This is a genomic window from Flavobacterium sp. WC2430 (assembly GCF_040822075.1).
In the GTDB taxonomy this organism is placed as follows: Bacteria; Bacteroidota; Bacteroidia; order Flavobacteriales; family Flavobacteriaceae; genus Flavobacterium.
Genome location: NZ_CP162007.1, coordinates 2090199 through 2110596 on the forward strand (window position 1 = coordinate 2090199; position 20398 = coordinate 2110596).

Genomic DNA, 20398 nt, shown 5'->3' on the forward strand with positions numbered 1-20398 from the left:
ATGTGGAATAAGATAATATAAAATTAGGCTGGCTCTCCGTATAAGTCAAATTCAGTAGCTTCAATAATCTTAATCATAGCAAAATCACCAGTTTTCAAATAAAATTTAGAAGCATCAATAAGAACTTCGTTATCTACATCAGGACTGTCAAATTCAGTTCTTCCTACAAAATGACCGCCTTCTTTTCTGTCGATAATACATTTGAATGTTTTACCTAGTTTTAATTGGTTTAAATCCCATGAAATTTGTGATTGCAGTTCCATTATTTCGTTTGCACGGTCTTGTTTTACATCAGCTGGAACATCGTCTTCTAATAAGTAAGCGTGTGTGTTTTCTTCATGAGAATAAGCAAAACAACCCATTCTGTCAAATTTCATTTCTTGAACCCAGTCTTTTAAGATGTTAAAATCTTCTTGTGTTTCTCCTGGATATCCTACGATTAAAGTCGTACGAATCGCCATTTCTGGAACTGCTGCACGGAAATCTTTCAGTAATTTAGTTGTTTTCTCTTGTGTTGTTCCACGACGCATTGATTTCAATATAGAATCTGAAATATGTTGTAATGGAATATCAATATAATTACAAATTTTTGGTTCACGTTTCATGATTTCCAAAACATCCATTGGAAAACCAGTAGGGAAGGCGTAATGCAAACGAATCCATTCAATACCTCCTACTTTAACTAGTGCTTCTAATAATTCACCAAGATTACGTTTTTTGTAAATATCAAGACCATAATAAGTTAAATCTTGAGCAATTAAAATTAATTCTTTTACACCATCTCTTGCTAGACCTTCTGCTTCTTTTACTAGTTTTTCAATAGTTTGAGAAACGTGTTTTCCACGCATAATTGGAATAGCACAAAAACTACATGGTCTATCGCAACCTTCAGCAATTTTTAAGTAGGCATAATTTTTTGGAGTAGTAGTCAAACGTTCCCCAAGTAATTCATGTTTATAGTCTGCTCCTAAGGCTTTTAATAACGCAGGTAATTCAGTTGTTCCAAAGAATTGATCCACATTTGGAATTTCTTTCTCTAAATCAGGCCTGTAACGTTCAGATAAACAACCTGTAACGAAAACTTTGTCAACCAATCCTCTTTCTTTCTTATCGGCATATTCTAAAATCATATTTACTGATTCTGCTTTGGCATTATCAATAAATCCACACGTATTAATAACAATAATGTTACCTTCTGTTTCTGCTGGAGCCTCGTGTTCAACCTCTTTTCCATTGGCACGAAGTTGCCCCATTAAAACTTCGCTATCGTATATGTTTTTTGAACACCCAAGGGTGATCACGTTGATTTTATTCTTTTTTAAAGACTTGGTTCTCATAGATTTGTAAATTGGAGTGCAAAATTACGCTTTTTTATTCAAACAGAACTTGTTTCCCTTCTTTTTAGCTATTTTTTATGGAGCTATTCCTGTTATCCGATACAAACGAAGTTAGCTGAACTACTTTTTAAATAAACGTATGATGAAGTAATCTCCTGAGAAAAATCGGGAGGATTTTCACTGCTATCGGGGCTAGAAAAAAACCGTCTTGTTAAAATTAGAACGAGACGGTTTGTAATTGATTCTTCGTATTATTTACAATTCAAATAATAGTGTAAAAGTAATGTTGTTATTAATAGAATTAATTTTAGCACCATCTGTTAACCCTTGACTGAAAAATCCTTGTTGTGAATCTCTTTTGGCATAAGAATAAGCTAAATCTGCTTTGGTAGATCCAAAGTTGTACCCTAAACCACCTGAATATCCAGTTAAGTCTCCTATTGTTGTTCCGTTTTTGTAAGGACTTTGTTCGTAGCGATATCCTCCTCTTAAACTTAATTTGTCAATTTTATATTCGGCACCAATTCTTAATTCGGCCGTGTTATCAAGAGTATTGCTCATTGTTTTGTTTAATCCACTGAAATAGGTGTCATTCTCCGGTTTAAACTTAGTTTTACTATAATCTTTTATTGCATAGTCAATACTAATTAAGCCTGATTGTCCAAAAATATATGCAAAACTCCCTGTTACTTTACTAGGAGTTTGTAGGTTGTATGGTGCGTAAACATTAGTGATTCTTGGGTCAACCACATCCGATGGTAAAGAACCGTTAATATTACTACTTACTGCAAGAAGTTTTTGGGAAAGTTCGTCACTTAAATGATACCATGTTGATGATTCATATGCTAATCCCAGTCTCATTTCATTGGTCACTTTTGCTATAGCGCCTAATTGGAATGAAAATCCTGTTCCGTAAGTGTATAATTCATTATTAAACTGTGCTTTTGTAACTCTGTAATCAGCGTTTAAAGGGTTGTTATTGTCTTCGTAAAAAACAGAAGATTGTCTAAAATCCGCAAAGTGTGAATTAAGATTTATTCCTAAATATAATTTATCTTTATAGGAAGTTGCTGCATTAAAAGAAAGTTTTCCATTGTAACCAGTGGTGTAAATGCTGTTTTCTTGGTAGTAATTTCCACCTGGAGCAACATTTGAATTGTATTGGGTGTTGTTAGAGTCAGTCGTTTCAGGATTTATAACGTACCCTTGGTATCCAAAATAAGCTTGTTGTGTTCCGTGGTCTAAACTACCGTAATTTGAATTTTCAAGTGTATTTAAAGGAACTCCATTTGCATAACTTAAAAAGTAATTGGCGATGGAATTCGTTGGGTTAGTTCCTGCAGAAAATACAGAATTATTATAATTATTGGTATTTTCATAATCAATACCTACAGCAATTTTGCTCCAATTACTACTTGGGTTTTGGTTTTTGAAAACAAAAACTCCTCCAGCTTGACTTAAGTCAAATGAATTCTTATTATCGGTTGTTGTAGTTCCAAAATAGGTTGAATTATTTTTAATATCATTATTGCTTAACGTAACTGAGATTTGATTGTTTAAAAATACAGCTGAACCTGCTGGATTAACACTTAGAGAAGATAGGTCGCCTCCAAGAGCGCCAAAAGCACCGCTCATTGCTTTGAATCGTGCGGTACCGTTTAAGTTGTCTTGTGAAAAGCGTAATGCATCGGTTACCTCCTGTGATTGTGCGACACCGAAAGTTAAGCCTGTCATTATTAAAAATATATATTTTTTCATTTTGATGATTTTTTATAAATATGAATTGTTATTATCTTCTTCCTCCACCAGATGATGATCTTCCGCCACCAGATGAAGATCCGCCTCCGCCAGATGAGGATCTTCCACTATTGCTATTGTTTCCACCGCTATTGTAAGAACTGTTAGATCTTGATGGAGAATAGCTGTCATTTCTTGAGCTATTTGAATTTGTTTGTCTACTAGTATTTGTATTGACTCTTCGAGTTGGAGTGTTGTAAGATTGGTTTTGTGATTCACTTCTTCTAGTAAAAGTAGGACTTGTTCTTGAGGTATTAAAATTTGTATTGTTTCTTCTATAGTCTACTGTATTGCTACTTCTATTAGTGCTTGTTCTGTTTGGAGAATAGTTTCTTGAGCTATAGTTTCGGTTTGTATTTGCTGTATTAGAATAGTAAGAAGAAGAACCTCTTCTACTTGGATTGTATGAATAATTGCGATTGTTGTAATAATTGTATCCATAATTAGAATAACCATAATATGGATAGCTATAGCCATAATAAGGATAACCCCATCCAAAGTTAGAATACCCATACCCGTAATAAGGGTAACCCCATCCGTAATTAGAATATGCCCAACTGTTATAAGGATAACCCCAACCGTAATTAGCGTAGCCTAATCCATATGATGAATAGCCCATTCCGTAACCAAAGCCGATTCCCCAATTGTTTGGTTGTATTGTAATATCTGTTCTTGAATAATTATTTCCCCAGTCAGCATAATTGGAGTTTGATTGTTGTAAACTATCATTTACAGCATCGTAATCATTGTATTCATCAATATTCGTAAAAATCTCAGTTGATTGATTCTCATCTTGGAGAGAACTGAAATAGTCTTTGTAGTGATTGTTTTCATTACTTTGTGGAGCTCTCTCAGTTCTGCTAGAAGTGCTTCCATCGTAAATTCCATCACGTTCATAATAGGAGCTATTTTGATAGGATCCACATGAAGTGAATAAGAGACTCAAAAATACAATAATAGAATAAATTGGCGTATTTTGGGATGAAAAAATATTAGTTTTCATATCTGTATGGTTTTTTATTGTTGCACATTACAAAAATAGTTAGTTTTGTGGAACTATTTAGTTAAATAAAACAAAACAAAATTTGTGCCAAACTATTCAATATGAGTAAGAACCTTACTACAAGATCAGAAGATTATTCAAAATGGTATAACGAGCTGGTTGTAAAAGCGGATTTAGCCGAAAATTCAGGAGTTAGAGGCTGTATGGTTATCAAACCTTACGGTTATGCCATTTGGGAAAAAATGCAAGCAGAACTAGACAGAATGTTTAAAGAAACAGGGCATCAAAACGCCTATTTTCCTTTATTTGTTCCAAAGAGCATGTTTGAAGCCGAAGAAAAAAACGCAGAAGGATTTGCTAAAGAATGCGCTATTGTGACGCATTACAGACTGAAAAATGATCCAGATAAACCTGGGAAATTAATGGTTGACCCTAATGCTAAATTAGAAGAAGAACTTATTGTTCGACCAACAAGTGAAGCGATTATTTGGTCAACTTATAAAGGATGGGTTCAGTCTTATCGTGATTTGCCTTTATTGATTAATCAATGGGCTAATGTAGTTCGATGGGAAATGAGAACGCGTTTATTCTTGAGAACAGCTGAGTTTTTATGGCAAGAAGGGCACACAGCTCATGCAACAAGAAATGAAGCTATTGAAGAATCGGAAAAAATGATGAACGTTTATGCTGAATTTGCCGAAAATTTCATGGCTATTCCTGTTGTAAAAGGAATAAAAACAGAAACAGAACGGTTTGCTGGTGCTGAGGAAACGTATTGTATCGAAGCATTGATGCAAGACGGAAAAGCATTGCAGGCAGGGACTTCTCATTTTCTTGGTCAGAATTTTGCAAAAGCATTTGATGTGAAATTTGCTAATGCCGAAGGCAAGCAAGAATATGTATGGGGAACATCATGGGGTGTATCGACTCGATTGATGGGTGCTTTAGTAATGACACATTCAGATGATAAGGGATTGGTTTTACCTCCTAATTTGGCTCCTATTCAAGTGGTAATTGTGCCTATTTATAAAACGGACGAACAACTTGATGAAATTACAGTTGAAGTAAATGTATTGATAGATGCATTGAAAAAAAGGAATGTTTCAGTGAAATATGATAACAGAACTACTCAAAAACCAGGATTTAAATTTGCTGAATGGGAATTAAAAGGGGTTCCAGTGCGAATTGCTGTTGGTCCCAAAGATTTAGAAAACGGAACTTTTGAAGTAGCAAGAAGAGATACTTTAACAAAAGAAGTGCAACCTAAAGATGGAATTGCGACTTATATCAGTGATTTATTAGCTACAATTCAAGAAGATTTATTTAATAAGGCATTAAATTATCGTGACACTCATATCACTGAAGTAAATAGTTTTGATGAGTTTAAGGAAGTTTTGGATACTAAAGGAGGCTTTGTATCAGCTCATTGGGATGGAACGGCTGCTACTGAAGAGAAGATAAAAGATTTGACCAAAGCTACTATAAGATGTGTGCCTTTGGATGCGATAGAAGAGTCGGGAAACTGCGTGTTTACTGGGAATCCTTCTGGTAAAAGAGTTCTTTTTGCAAAGGCATATTAATTTTTTTAAATTTTTTCAAGTCTGCTATTGCACTTCTCAAAAATAGTTGTATTTTTGCATCCGCATTAGAGAAGCAGGGCCCGTTCGTCTATCGGTTAGGACGCATGGTTTTCATCCATGTAAGAGCGGTTCGATTCCGCTACGGGCTACTATTTTTTTTGCAGGTTAAAGTAATCCCAAACTTAGAGGGAAAAATGGCCCGTTCGTCTATCGGTTAGGACGCATGGTTTTCATCCATGTAAGAGCGGTTCGATTCCGCTACGGGCTACAATTTCAATTTAGATTGATAAAAACTTAGGAGGATAATGGTCCGTTCGTCTAGGGGTTAGGACGCCAAGATTTCGTCTTGGTAACAGGGGTTCGATTCCCTTACGGACTACAAAAAAGAATAGTAAAAGATAAAAACATAATAAAATGGCAAATCATAAGTCAGCTCTAAAGAGAATCAGAAGTAACGAAAAGAGAAGAGTATTAAATAGATACCAACACAAAACTACTCGTAATGCTATCAAAGCGTTAAGAATAGCTACTGATAAAGTAGATGCTACTTCTAAATTGTCAAATGTAATATCTATGATTGACAAATTAGCAAAAAAGAATATCATTCATGATAACAAAGCGTCTAATTTAAAATCTAAATTAACGAAATTTGTTGCTAAATTGTAATACATTCAATTTATCGATTATATAAATAAAAGCTCCTTTTTAAGGAGCTTTTTTTATATGCTTTATTTTTTAATAATGACTTATTTATGTTGTTGAATATTAGATTTTGTTTGAGAGGTAATCAAGCATTGATAAGGTGATGGGTTTAGATAGGAAGTCTATAACCATTGGATAAGTGCTTGCTTTTTGCAGGTCTTCTGGGTCTATTGTTGAGGAAAGAACGACTACTTTAATAGTGTTGAAATTAGAATAATCTGAACTACTAAAACAGTCTAAAAACTCCCATCCTCCCATTACAGGCATGTTTAAGTCTAGAAAAATTAATTGTGGGAGTGGTGTAGATTTGTTATTAACTTCTAAGTCGTTTTTTATTGCATCAAAATAAGAGAGTGCTTCTTCTCCATTTTGGGCTGTAATTATCTTATTTGAAAATGTTGTTTTTCCGATTACTTTTTTACATAACATAAGTGTTATGGGGTCATCATCAACACATAAAATTAGATCTAGCATTGGTTATTTGTTTTTGAATATTAATGTAAAAGTAGTTCCTTTATTTACTTTACTTTCAATTTGAATAGTTCCTCCCATCGCTTCAACTTGTGATTTCACAAGATAGAGTCCAAGTCCTTTACTGTCTGGGTAATTATGAAACCTTTGGTAAAGACCAAAAACTTTATCTCGATTTCTTTCTAGATCAATTCCAATTCCATTGTCTTTAAATAGTAATGTTATGGTATCGTTAACTTGGTTTGCAGTTATTGTAATTTTTAATTTTTGATTTTCGGACTTGTATTTTATAGAATTAGTTAAAAGATTGAGTAGTATACTTTCAATATAAGACTTGTTTATATTTAATACAGAAGCTTTTTCGAAATCAATTTTTAAGATAGGCTTATGAGTGTCTATTTGAAAGGTAAGTTGACTAAAAACATTTTCAAAAACTTCTTTTAATGAGACTTCTTCTTTTTGAATTGAAGGGTTGTCTTTGATTATCATGATTTTGGTCAAATCATTGACAGTCTCGTTAAGTAAGTGGGTAGATTTATTAAAGCCGTATAAGATTTCTTTTAATTCAGGGTCTTTAATAGTTATATCATCGATTAGGTTTAAAAGGCCTGTTAAATTAGATATTGGAGCTCTTAAATTATGAGAAGTAATATAAGAGAATTGCTTGAGATCTTTATTTGTTTGAGTTAATTCAAGTATAAGTTGTTCTTTTTCTTTTTCTTGTTTTTTCTCATCAGAAATATCTCGTTGCATGGAGACCCAGTGAGATAATTCATTATCTGAATTATAAATTGGAATAATAGAAAAGCGTAGCCAAAATTCTTGGTTGTTTTTTTTGTAGCATATCATTTCTATTACACATTCTTCTCTGTTTCTTATAGAAGAGATTATTTTTTTTATTTCTTTTTTATCAGAATTTGGCCCTTTTAATAAATCGGGTGATTCTCCTATAACCTCATTAGAAGAATATCCGGTCATAATTGAAAATGCAGGGTTCACATAAATAATCTTTGGTAGTTTTCTTTTATTAAAGTCAGCTTCAGTAATAATTATAGAGTCTTTAGTTTGCACGATTACTGTTTCTAATAATCTAAGTCTAAGTTCTTCTTCTTTTTGTTTCGTTATATCTTGAATAGCTCCAATCATTCTGACAGCTTTACCACTTTCGTCTTTTAAAAGGAAGCCTCTGTCAAGTACATATTTATAAGAGTTGTCGGCGCATTTGAAACGATATTCATCTTGCCATTTTTCTGTTTTTTGCTCAATAAACGAGTATAGTTTAACAGACATTCTTATACTGTCTTCTGGGTGGATTTTGTCAAACCACCATGTTGAACTTTCGCCTACTTGGTCCTCATTATATCCAAAAATACCTTTTATTCCTTTGCTCCAAAGTAGTTTGTCATCTTGTATTTTCCAGTCCCAAATAGTGTCGCTTGTTGCTTTTGCTACAATGTCATATTTTTCATTTGACTCTTTAATTTCGTCATTTGTATTCTTGAGTTTCTCAAAGACGGCTTTATTTCGATTGTCATTTTTGGATAAAATATACCTGTAAATTAGCCCTGTAAATAGTACTAAGAATAGGTCTTTTGTGAAGTTGAAAATTTCGTAATTTTCTACTTTTGAATAGATTAAGGATAGTTTATGAAAAACTATAGCCGTAAACATAGCGATGAGCAGATAAATTACGGTTATTTGATTCGTTTTGTTTTTCATTACTCAAATGTAATTAATTAAAATGAAATATAAAATTTCATTTTAAAGTTATTTATTTGAAAATTTTTGACGTTAATTTTAGACTGTAATGCGTTAACAATATGTAAAGTATTAGGTATTTATTTTTTTTATCAAAAAAAAGTGTACCTTTGCACCCATTAAAAATCACAGATGGAATCTATAAGAAACATTGCAATTATTGCCCACGTCGATCACGGTAAAACAACTTTGGTTGATAAAATTATGTATCACTGTCAGTTATTTCGTGACAACGAAAACACAGGTGATCTAATCCTTGATAACAACGACTTAGAGCGCGAAAGAGGTATTACCATTACTTCCAAGAATGTTTCTGTTCAGTATAAAGGAACAAAAATTAACATTATTGATACTCCTGGTCACGCCGATTTTGGTGGTGAGGTAGAACGAGTATTAAACATGGCTGATGGAGTTTGTCTACTAGTAGATGCTTTTGAAGGACCTATGCCACAAACGCGATTTGTATTGCAAAAAGCGCTTGACCTTGGTTTGAAACCATGTGTTGTTATAAATAAAGTTGATAAGGAGAACTGTACTCCTGAAGAAGTACATGAGAAAGTTTTTGACTTAATGTTTGAATTAGGAGCTACTGAAGAGCAGTTGGATTTTCCAACAGTTTATGGTTCTGCTAAGAATAACTGGATGTCTGACCATTGGGAAAACGTAACTGATAATGTTGAAGCATTATTAGATATGGTTATTGAAAATGTACCAGCACCTAAAGTTTCTGAAGGAACTCCACAGATGTTAATTACATCTTTAGACTTTTCTGCTTTTACAGGTCGTATCGCTATTGGACGTCTTGAAAGAGGTGTCTTAAAAGAAGGAATGCCAATTTCTTTAGTAAAAAGAGATGGTACTGTTTCTAAATCAAGAATTAAAGAATTACATACTTTTGAAGGACTTGGTCGTAAAAAAGTAACAGAAGTAATTGCTGGAGATATTTGCGCTATTATTGGTGTTGAAGGTTTTGAAATTGGGGATACTATTGCTGATTTTGAAAATCCTGAAGCATTAGCTTCAATTGCTATTGATGAGCCTACAATGAGTATGTTGTTTACAATTAATGACTCACCTTTCTTTGGTAAAGAGGGTAAATTTGTAACTTCTCGTCATATTAGAGACCGCTTGACAAAAGAATTAGAGAAAAACTTAGCAATGAAATTGGGTGAAACTGATTCAGCTGATAAGTTCATGGTTTTTGGTCGTGGTGTACTTCATTTATCTGTTCTTATTGAAACAATGAGAAGAGAAGGGTATGAGTTGCAAATCGGTCAGCCACAAGTTATCATCAAAGAAATTGATGGTAAAAAATGTGAACCTATCGAGGAATTAACTATCGACTTACCAGAATCACTTTCAGGTAGAGCAGTTGAATTTGTTACTATGCGTAAAGGTGAGATGCTTTCTATGGAAACTAAAGGGGAGCGTATGATTGTGAAATTTAATATTCCATCACGTGGAATTATTGGATTACGTAATCAATTACTTACTGCTACAGCTGGTGAGGCTATTATGGCACACCGATTCATAGGGTATGAACCTTATAAAGGTGAAATTGCTGGACGTAACAAAGGTTCGTTAATTTCTATGGAAAAAGGAAAAGCTATTCCTTATTCTATCGATAAGTTACAAGATCGTGGTAAGTTTTTTGTTGAACCAAATGCTGAAATCTATGAAGGTCAAGTAATTGGAGAAAACTCTCGTGGTGATGATATGTGTGTAAACGTAACTAAAGAGAAAAAACAATCTAACGTACGTTCTTCTGGGAATGATGAAAAAGCGAGAATTATCCCGCCAATCATTTTCTCTCTTGAAGAAGCATTAGAATACATTCAAAAAGATGAATATGTAGAGTGTACTCCAAAATCTATTCGTTTAAGAAAAATTTATTTGACAGAAACTGATAGAAAAAGATTTAAAATCTAATTTTATTATTATATAAGATGAAAGCCATTCGTAAGAATGGCTTTTTTTATGTCTTTACTTTTAGAATTTCAGTCTTTAATGGTTTGTGTTTAGTTACCTTTTTAAACTAAAATGGCCTTTCGCTTTTCTACCATCTTCGAGTTCAATAGTAAACCAATAATCATCTGAAGGAAGTGGGCCTCCGTTGTAATTTCCATCCCAACCAGGACTTGAGGGATTTAATTGCTTTAACAGCTTTCCATATCTGTCAAATATAAATATTTTTGCATTTTTATAAACACTCCCATTTAGTCCTTTTAAATTCCAGTTGTCATTTGCCCCATCTCCATTAGGTGTAAAGAAAGGTGCAGCTTCTAATACGGCAAAATTTCTTTTTACAAGGCCACATCCATTTATGTTTTCAATTATCAATTCATGAAATCCACCAGGTATATTTTTAAAATTTGGATTATCCTGAAATACTGTAGATAATCCATTTTCAAAATGAATCATATATCTATAGTCTTTTGGATTTGTAAGTTCAACTGTAACTTGATTAATTGGAGCTAAATCTTGTACATCGATATTTTGTATTTTTGCTAAATATGACATTATTACACTGCAGGTCCTAGTTTCACTGCAACCAGATTTATTCTTTACAATAACTTTATAATCTCCTTCTTTAGTTACCGTAATCGAAGGAGTCGTTTCTCCAGTTGACCATAAAAAAGTATAATCACTTGATAAAGCTTGTGGATCTAACCCTGAATTGATTGTAATAGATGGGTTTTCGCTTTCACAAAGAAAGCTTTTTTCAAAAGTGTTTATTTTTGGTGTTGGCTCTACAATTAAATCAAATTGTCCCGTTCCATAACATCCTTCTTTGTTCTCAGCTCTAATAAATATAGTTTTTGAATTTGAAGAATATTCTTTTTCAAGTTCATTGGTGCTTAATGACGCATCTTGTTCAGTAGGGTAAAAAAACAAAAGAATATCTGGCGTTAACCCCAGTTCGTTCCTAATTGCGTCTTTTTTTTCTTCTAAATTAAATACGCCTATTCCATCTCCCTTGTCACATTCATGCAAAGGTTCTGGAAGTATAGAATTGTTTTTATTTGCATGTAAAATTACTGTGCCAATTCTGTAACAAGATGAATTAGGTTGTGTTACTTTAAGGTATATATATTCGTCAGGAATAGTGTTTCTGTAAATAGGGTTGATAGAATTTAGATTGTCGACATCATTTTCTGCATCATTGATAGTGTGATAATAAAATACATCATATTCTTTATTTCCGAAGGTGATTTTATCATTTGCAGCTTCCAAATTAAAAGTAGCAAGACCATCTAAAGGATTTGAATCTTGTGTATCACATTGAACAAGTGTATAGGGATCCGTTGAAATAATGGGACTTTCATATATTGTAATGGTCTTTTCAATAGGCTCTCTATTTTCGCCATTTATAGTTTTTATTAATGTTACTTTATAATCACCAGGGTTTTTGTAAATATGATAAGCATCAATAGCATTTGATGTTGTACCATCCCCAAAATCCCATTGCACGGAGTCAATTTTTTCAATAGTGTTTAAAAAGAAATGAGTTGAATCTCCTAAGCAGTTAAATTCATATTCAAAAGTATATAGAAATAAGGAAGTAATAAATGGAGGTAATCCTAACTGTGATATTCCTCCATTTAAGCTAATAGCATTTTGTAGAAAATTACAACTTGTTCCATTTAATTCTGGATTGTTTATTACGGACATTTTATCAATATATCCTCCGCCATTGGGGTAACCAACACGGTATATTTTTTCATCAATGGCTAATTGTAGCGCTCCCGCTACATAATTCGAATTATTAACAATTGTATTTGTAGATGGAATGTTTGGATTTTTTAAATCAAATTGAATTAAATTACTTCCTAAAGACATTCTTCCAGTTTGATCAAATAAGTTTACGGTAACATATAGTTTTTTTGATTTTGCCGAGAATTCAACTCCATAAGGATTGGCATTATTTAATAATGTAATACCATTACTAATTTTACCTGTTCCTGCATCAAAGTCGTATAATAAAACATTTCCTGTATTTCTTCTTACCTCTCCTTTTGGACCCAAGTCATTGGTAAGTCTTATCGCCGTATTTGCCATGGCAATTTTTTTTCCATTAGGAGAAATTTTTAGGTAACCAATCGCATTAGAGATATAGCCACTAGTGGGGACATCTAGAGGAGTAGTTGTTTGAATGGGTTTTTGATTTAGTCCTTGAGTACTAATTTTAAAGGAGTAGAAAGTGTTTTTAAAATGTGTGACTACCCATATTGAAATACCATCTAAATGTTGAACTGCAGTAATTTTTTCAGAACATTTAAATTTTACATCTTCTGCATCATTTGGATTGTAGGTAATAAGATGTATGTTTTTTTCAGTACTTATGATGTCACCCAGTCCATTATTTAATCTTAAATCTACTACTGAATAGTTTAAACCATCATTTGGAGGATCTTCATCATTTGTTAAATCATCATCCACATTATCGGGATTTGGTTGGTCTACTGTGAAAATATAATAAATATTAGGATTTTTTGGTTTGGGAACAATTATTGCCGATTGAGTACTGGATTTATGACCAAGAAGTCCATAACCATTTGGCATTACCTGATGTGTTTTGTCGTATACAATTGAGCCGTCAGTATAAAATAATATGTTTCCATTTTTATCTGATATACTGGCGCAGCCTTCATTTGTGACCAATTTTCCATTATTTAATGCAACTGGACTTCCTGAGTTAAAGTCTAATCCAGCATTACCACCAAAGTACCATATTGCAGCTTCTTTTTGTGCAAATAAAGGAGTTATTAATAATAAAAAAACCAAAACAAAAAAAATATTTATTTTCATGACCTATCTGAATATATCAAATGTACTAATTTTCAGAATTATAACAGAATTATAACAAAACAATTAAAATTTAATATTAAAAAAAATTGAGTTTCTTATCTTTTGATACTAAAATGTCCTTTTACCTCTCTACTGTCTTCTAGTTTTATTGTATACCAGTAATCATCGGCAGGTAATGGTAGTCCATTCAAAGTTCCATCCCAACCTATACTATTGGGATTTAATTGTTTGAGAAGTTTTCCATAACGATCAAAGATGTAAATTATTGATTTTGAATTGAGATTAGTATTTACGCCTTTTAAATTCCAATAGTCGTTAAATCCATCACCATTAGGGGTGAAAAATTTAGGAACTCCTATAACAGCAATCGTTTTTTGGATGATGCCACATCCATTGGTATCATTTATAAATACTTCGTGAATCCCTGCTGAAACATTGTCAAAGAAATTAGAGGACTGGAAGGGGCCAGAAATGGCATCTAAACTATATTCATAACTCCCTTGTCCAGTAACGTTCACTGTAATAGTATTGTTTTCAACTATGTCTAAAACTGATATTGTTTCAATATGTGCTACATCAGAAGCAGTTACATTAATGGTCCTAATTCTGCTACAACCTGAGGCATTAGTAACCGTAACTGAATAATTTCCTGTTGCATTCACATCTAATGTATATGCCGTATTTTCTGCTAGAACTTGATTGTCCTTCGACCAAACATAAGTGTAGTTTTCTGTTGGCGAACTATCATGAACTCCAGCATTTAATTTTACAAAAAAGGAAGGGAGATTCGAACACACTAATGCATCATCGGTATGATCCTCATTTGTATTTATATTAGGTTTTGCATTTACTTTAAGTTTTATATGTGGTCCAAGCCCATAACAAGAGTTGTCTAAAGTACTTTCTACTCGGACCCAAATTTCTTGGAAGTAAGGTGAATTTGTATTTCTGTAAGTAGTTGTGTTCGTTATTTCATTTAATTCAGATAAAGCATCCAATTCATTGTTGTAATATTTTATAGCATATAATGTACTTGGGGAAGGTAGAATTGCTTTAATATCTACAGTGGTGGAACTAAAATCAAATGTACTTACCCCATCCATATCATTATGAGTCGAATCTATATAGTCGTCACAAGTTTCATAGGTGCGATTAAAAGTTGTTGGAATTTGCGTTGATGACACAACTAAATTTAACTGAGATATACTAAAACAGCCATTTGCATTTTCTACTCGTGTCCAAATAGTATTTGTTTTACTGTTGTAATTAATAGGATTAACAATTTGAACGAATTGATTTTTTGCTTTTGCTCCATCAAAAGTGGTATAATACGTGAAAATTTCTTTAGATGAATTAGTAGAAATGGAACTATTTTGCTCAGTAATATTAAAAGTTGAAAAACCATCTAAATCATCATCACATTGTATTAATTCAATAGGTGTTATCACTATTGGTAGGGGGTAAACAGTAAGAATTGCTGCGTTAGAAATAAGTCCACAGGAATTCCCAACTTTACTTAAAAGTACTCTATAGTGATAACCATTCATATTATTAGTTACGCTTTTTATTATTATTTGATCTGTAGTTACTCCTGAATAAGTTGGATCATTAACAATATCATTCCAAGCAGTTCCATCTATTGATACCTGCCATTGATAGGCAGTTACCGCATTAGTTTGGATAGTAAATGAAGTTGCTTGTAATTCGCATTCTGATTGACTTTTGGGTTGTTCACTGATACTAATAGGTGCTGCTACGAGGTAATTACTGTTAGGGAGCGTATAACCATTAATTCGGCTAGTAACGATTCCAAAAGCATTAATTGTAACTGGATTATTTCCTAAAACGCCGTCATTATTGTTATCTGTAAAACCTGCTTCAGTAACATCAAAACAAGAATCATTATCACTGTCTAAATCTATATAATTAAAGCTACCGTCATTATCCGTATCTTCAATAGGTTTTTTTAAAATGCCACTGTCGGGAGTTGTTTCAAGATTGTCATAAAGGCCATTATTTCCAAAAGAGGAAGGCGGTCCATCAATTATTCCATCATTATTCGTGTCCGGAGCGCTACTTCCAGATTCAACCAAATCATAAATTCCATCATTATCACTATCTAAGTCGATGATATCGTATTTTTTTATAATAGAATCAAAGAGATCATTATCAGTGTTGATTTTGTTTATTCCAGGTTCAAAGACATTATCTAATCCATTATTATTGTCATCAATTCCGGAATAAATTTTAAATCCTTTTCCTTGTGCCTCAATAGTATCAGGAATTCCATCATTGTCACTATCTAAATCTAATAAATCTGGAATTCCATCTGAATCCGTATCATAGGTTTCAGTATGAGTAATCATAAATGTCGCTTTATTTATGTTGGTTTCGGATAAATTATTATGAATTAAAGTAATTGAATTTGTAAGGTAGGTCGAAAATGTAAAGCTGCCAGTTCCAGGAAGCAATGGAGTAGTGCTCTTTAGTCTAAATCTTATTTCAAATGAGGAAAATGTGGTAATGCCACTTTCGTAAATGCCGTCGAAGTTAGTGTCTACTAATAATTGATTTTGAGGATCACTCAAAGTAATGGTCTTGTCCGAAGGCACGCGTAAAATAAAATCACCCTCAGAATTCAAATACTCAGAAACAGATGTTGTTTGCGACGGACTATCTTGTGCAATATAATTTATTGAAAGGCTTTGAGGCGTCGTTAAATTAATGGTATAAGATGTGTTATTTGCTTTTCCAGCAGGAACTTCTGATACAAAACCATAAATAGGTTTACCTATTATTGTACCATTGCCACTGATTGCAGCATTAAAATCGGTGCTAGTAGTTGGATTAGATTGGTTAATAAGAGAGACATAAGCTTCATCACTATTCAATATCCCGTCGTTATCGAGATCAATATCAATGTTGTTATTTACCATGTCATTATCAGCATCTAACGGACAGTCGCTAACTGGAATTTTATCTGATTCTAAAGTTGTGCCACAAGAAGCAATAGTTGCTTTTACATGGTAATATCCAGGTTGATTTGGAAATAATTCGTTTGTAGTTGCACTAGGAATTTCTACATTGTTATAATACCATTGGAAAGTATCAAAACCTGTAATTTCGCTTACGAAAAGACGCGTATTTGAGAGACAACCAGTCTGGTCAATATTTATTTTGTCAAAAGTTATTTGTGGTTTAAAAGTAAATCCAGAGTAAAAACCGCCATAAGTCGCCGCTCCATCTGAACCGTAGGAAGCAAGATATAATTGTCCCGAAGAATAAGCAGATACATTACCAGAAAGTCCCGTTATCGTATAGGTCTCATAATTTGAATTTCCTGTGACTAATTTTGGTCCATCCACTGTTGCAGGTAAATCAGATAGCGAGAACGGCGTTCCATTGATTGCAAATGTTAGTGTTGCATTTTTCTCGGTAACGATTGTTACACGACCCGTAAATGTTCTGGAACCTATCTGGTTTAGATTAGGAATATTGTCAATTAACTTTGGAGTTTCACAACTTAAAGGAGGGACGAAAAATAATTCTTGATTGGCTTGGTCGCTTCTAGAATTATCGCCAACACTTTGATAGATAAAAGTGTTTTTTGAAGTTCTAATATATAAATTACCAGCTACACTATAATTTGATCCATTCAAAGCAATGTATTCGCCAGCATTTAAAACTTTCGAAGGACTTAAATTATCATTTAAATATACTTCGGTATTGTCTTCATTTGCGACAACAAGAACTCTTTCAACTGAATTTTGCCCTGTGCTTTTTATTAATATATAATCCTTACCAGTTCTTTCAGCAGAAACAATCTGATCAAAACCTAAGTCGATATTTTGAAGTATATCTCCATTTGTTCCAGCATAAGATCCACAATTTACTGCAATTGGTTTATCTGAACTCACTAGTGAACCTATTAAACCATCTCTGTTGGGATTGTTAGGTCCTTTAACAGCTAGAACATAACTTTCGCCACTATTTAGTGTAATATTTGCTGGAGTTGCTCCACCGCTGTTATTTATTAAAGAAACTCCTGTTTTTATTCCGCTAAATTTTATTAGCGTATTGTTCTCTGTGGCTAAGATTGATATGAAAGTAAGGTGATTTACACTTAGGCTACTAATATCTGTATTTGTAAACGCACCAATCCGAAACTGAGTTCCTAAAGCGGCTAATCCTTTGGAAACTAATGCTCCTGCCTGATTACCATTTCCGGCTATTACCCTAACGGTTACATAAACAACGTCCTCGGCTTCTATAACATATCCTTTGTTGTTTAAAACGGTACTTATTAAACTTTCTTTTACATGAAGTTGGGTATCATTTCCATAGCCTACATTAAAAACATAGGGACTACTTTGTGAAACAATTCCTGTTACTATTGTCCCACCTAGTTGAATTATTTTGAAATTCACAGGAGTAGTACTTGGAGTTGAGATATAAATATATTGCTCTTCGGCAGTAACATTACTAGAGCCACTTAAAGGTGGTATGTAGTGGGTTTTGCTAAACTGTGCAATACAGTTTATGGATAATAATAAAAAGAAAAGCGCAGTTATCTTTTTCATTTGCTAAAAATATAAAAAAGATATTATCTTTTTAACGAAAAATGCCCTTTAATCATTTTCCCATCGGCAAAGGTTAATTGAAACCAATAATCGTCTGCAGGTAATTCGTACCCATTGAAAGTACCATTCCATCCTGTACTTTTTGACCCCAACTCTTTTAATAATTTACCATAACGATCAAATATTGTCAAAGTAGATTTTGATAATAAATCAAGGTTTTTGATGCTCCATAAATCATTGAACCCATCTCCATTAGGAGTGAAATAACGAGGATAATCTAAAACATATAGGAGAAATGGATTTGATAAACCACATCCGTTTTTGTCACGTGCATAGGCTAAATAATTACCAGAAGCTATTCCATTAAAAATGGTATTGTCTTGAAAATAAGACCCATCTAATGAAAACTCATAATTTCCTGTACCAGTATATTCCAGTTCAACTGAATTTTCATTCCCTGCAAAATCATTTATTGTAGCTCCAGTTATTGTTGCTATACCAGAGGCTGTGATGTGGAAGTTCTTTGTAGCGTCACAACCATTTGTATCTGTAACTACTACTGAATAATCTCCTGCCGTATTGACCAAAATAGAATTTGAAGTTGCTCCAGTATTCCATAAATAACTTGAATATATGTTGTTTACAGCTATAGTAAGAGCACTTCCTTCGCATAAAGGAATGTTTTCATCTTCAAAGTTTGGAGGATTAAATGTATTTACAAAAAGTGTAATTTGGGTAATCGCGTAGCAATCAGATCCGTTAAGTACTCTTACAAATAGAGTTTGTTGGTAGGGAATCGTATTTTTGAATAAGAAAGGTAATTCATTTTTTTCAAGATATGCATCTGTTGGGTTTGAATAAAAAGTAACAAAAATATTATTTCCTATACCTGAAAATTGACCAGAAGTCGCTACAGCCATTAAATCAAATTGATGTATTCCATCACTGACTCCATCATCATCGCAAACTGTTACTGGATCTAGTGGAGCTATAGTTTTATTCGAAATGGATAGTGTCAATTCAGCGGTGTTAGAACAGCCATAATTGTCCGAAACTTTGGCAATTACAATTTGATTATTTACTTTGTTCGTATAATTAGTTGGATTTATAATTTGATTTTGATTGTTTTGAGCATCAAAACTATTTTCGTAAAAAAACATTTGTTTTAGATTACCATTATTGTTTTTTATGATTGCTTCAGCTTTTGTTAAATTAAAAATGGCTATTCCATCTCCATTTTCATCACATTGAAATAAAGAGGTGTTTTTTAATACAATTTCGGGTGTGTATTCAACTTTTAGTTCACTTGTAGCTATACATATTGTAGGACTTAAAATGACTTCGACTTTGTAGGTTCCTGCATCTTTAACGGTATAAGAAGGGCTAATTTCTCCTATTAATAAGACATTATTTTTATACCATTTATATATATAACTGGCAGGAAGTTTAGTGTCAATTACATAATTTTCACCAAAACAAATTCCATTATTAGTTGCTAATAACCGATCGGCTCCTAATTCTACTTTGGTTGTAAAACTTCCTGCTTGTAGAAAAACTGCCGAATCATAATACTCAAATTCATCATCAGCAAGTACTAATTTAATGTGGTATGAATTTCCCGCAACAACATTAGTTTGTGCATTTAATACAACCGTTTGTCCACTATAATTAATAGGGCTTGTATTTGCTGGGCTTGTATTTATTTGTCCAAAATAAGATTCGTTTTTTGCTGCACAGCCTGATGTACTCCCAGTACTATTAGTAAAACTGATAGTAGGATGAACATTTTCAGAGGAAACTGGAGTAATGTTATCGGGTAAAACAGCTAAATTTTTATAAACACCTGTTGGTCCATTTTCTTTAATTAAAAAAGCAAAACCATCTGAAAACCGACAAGGGAAATCATCTTGATATTCATTTGAAGCAAAAATATAATTGAAATTAACAAAATTGGTTAAGGGCGTAAAATCAAATTCTAATACTGTTGCATTTATGGACTTAATTCCTAAGGCTTGATCTAAATCGATATCTCCTTTCCAAGACGAACTTCCGCCACCTTGATTTCGTATAAAGGGACCAACTGAATTAGTACTACTCCAAGTACTTAATAATACTCCTTCGGTAAAAGGGAAGTTGCTTGTTCCTGAATTAAAATAACTATAACTATTTTTTATTCCAGAAAAAGTATCCCCAGTTACACTAGGATTAGAGGTGTTAGCGCAAGGACTTTTATTTGTCAATATATCAACAAGATTCTGTGCTGTATAAGTATCATTTACAGTAATATATTGAGCCTTTCCTATTGTAGTGCAAAAGGAAAAAAGGATACAAAGTGAAATTGTTTTTAAACATCTCATAGCC

The 20398-nt window shown here is 33.0% G+C and carries 11 protein-coding genes and 3 tRNA genes; 6 read left to right on the forward strand and 8 right to left on the reverse strand.

Translation table 11 applies throughout. From position 1 onward, the window contains the following. Window positions 1–23: 23 nt before the first annotated feature. The 3 genes from rimO to AB3G36_RS09185 form a co-directional block, all read right to left on the reverse strand. Window positions 24–1337, reverse strand: a complete 1314-nt coding sequence (gene rimO, locus AB3G36_RS09175; protein WP_367751989.1) for a 30S ribosomal protein S12 methylthiotransferase RimO — start codon at window positions 1335–1337, stop codon at window positions 24–26. Window positions 1338–1592: 255 nt separating this feature from the next. Beyond that, window positions 1593–3095, reverse strand: coding sequence for an OmpP1/FadL family transporter (locus tag AB3G36_RS09180; RefSeq protein ID WP_367751991.1), 1503 nt, complete (start codon window positions 3093–3095; stop codon window positions 1593–1595). A 31-nt stretch (window positions 3096–3126) separates the two neighbouring features. Continuing rightward, window positions 3127–4137 (reverse strand): hypothetical protein, encoded by a 1011-nt coding sequence (locus AB3G36_RS09185; protein WP_367751993.1) that lies wholly within the window; start codon window positions 4135–4137, stop codon window positions 3127–3129. A 101-nt stretch (window positions 4138–4238) separates the two neighbouring features. Between AB3G36_RS09185 and proS the strand changes: the two genes are divergently transcribed. The 5 genes from proS (at window position 4239) to rpsT (ending at window position 6383) form a co-directional block, all read left to right on the forward strand. After that, on the forward strand, window positions 4239–5717 hold the full coding sequence (proS, locus tag AB3G36_RS09190; protein ID WP_367751995.1) for a proline--tRNA ligase: 1479 nt from the start codon (window positions 4239–4241) through the stop codon (window positions 5715–5717). A gap of 77 nt (window positions 5718–5794) precedes the next feature. Then, window positions 5795–5866, forward strand: a tRNA-Glu gene (locus AB3G36_RS09195). A gap of 47 nt (window positions 5867–5913) precedes the next feature. Further along, window positions 5914–5985, forward strand: a tRNA-Glu gene (locus AB3G36_RS09200). A 39-nt stretch (window positions 5986–6024) separates the two neighbouring features. Further along, window positions 6025–6096: transfer RNA gene (locus AB3G36_RS09205), tRNA-Glu, on the forward strand. Between the two features lie 35 nt (window positions 6097–6131). Continuing rightward, window positions 6132–6383 carry a 30S ribosomal protein S20 gene (gene rpsT / locus AB3G36_RS09210; RefSeq protein WP_072941373.1) on the forward strand — a complete coding sequence of 84 codons (252 nt, stop codon included), beginning with the start codon at window positions 6132–6134 and terminating at the stop codon, window positions 6381–6383. 99 nt (window positions 6384–6482) lie between these two features. Here the strand turns inward: rpsT and AB3G36_RS09215 are convergent, their stop codons facing one another. Both AB3G36_RS09215 and AB3G36_RS09220 read right to left on the reverse strand, forming a co-directional pair. Further along, complete coding sequence (locus AB3G36_RS09215; RefSeq protein ID WP_367751997.1) at window positions 6483–6893, reverse strand: response regulator; 411 nt, start codon at window positions 6891–6893, stop codon at window positions 6483–6485. Between the two features lie 3 nt (window positions 6894–6896). Continuing rightward, window positions 6897–8609 (reverse strand): PAS domain-containing protein, encoded by a 1713-nt coding sequence (locus AB3G36_RS09220; protein ID WP_367751999.1) that lies wholly within the window; start codon window positions 8607–8609, stop codon window positions 6897–6899. A gap of 171 nt (window positions 8610–8780) precedes the next feature. Between AB3G36_RS09220 and typA the strand changes: the two genes are divergently transcribed. Next, entirely contained in the window at window positions 8781–10577 is a 1797-nt protein-coding gene (gene typA, locus AB3G36_RS09225) for a translational GTPase TypA (RefSeq protein WP_367752001.1), read from the forward strand. Between the two features lie 93 nt (window positions 10578–10670). On the opposite strand, the gene AB3G36_RS09230 is transcribed toward typA, so the two are convergent. The 3 genes from AB3G36_RS09230 to AB3G36_RS09240 all read right to left on the reverse strand — a co-directional run bounded on the left by AB3G36_RS09230 (window position 10671) and on the right by AB3G36_RS09240 (window position 20394). Further along, window positions 10671–13457 carry a T9SS type B sorting domain-containing protein gene (locus AB3G36_RS09230; protein WP_367752003.1) on the reverse strand — a complete coding sequence of 929 codons (2787 nt, stop codon included), beginning with the start codon at window positions 13455–13457 and terminating at the stop codon, window positions 10671–10673. Window positions 13458–13552: 95 nt separating this feature from the next. Next, the gene (locus AB3G36_RS09235; RefSeq protein ID WP_367752005.1) at window positions 13553–18037 is read right to left on the reverse strand and encodes a T9SS type B sorting domain-containing protein; all 4485 of its coding nucleotides are present in this window, start codon (window positions 18035–18037) and stop codon (window positions 13553–13555) included. A gap of 23 nt (window positions 18038–18060) precedes the next feature. Then, window positions 18061–20394 carry a choice-of-anchor L domain-containing protein gene (locus AB3G36_RS09240; protein ID WP_367752007.1) on the reverse strand — a complete coding sequence of 778 codons (2334 nt, stop codon included), beginning with the start codon at window positions 20392–20394 and terminating at the stop codon, window positions 18061–18063. Between the last annotated feature and the right edge of the window lie 4 nt (window positions 20395–20398).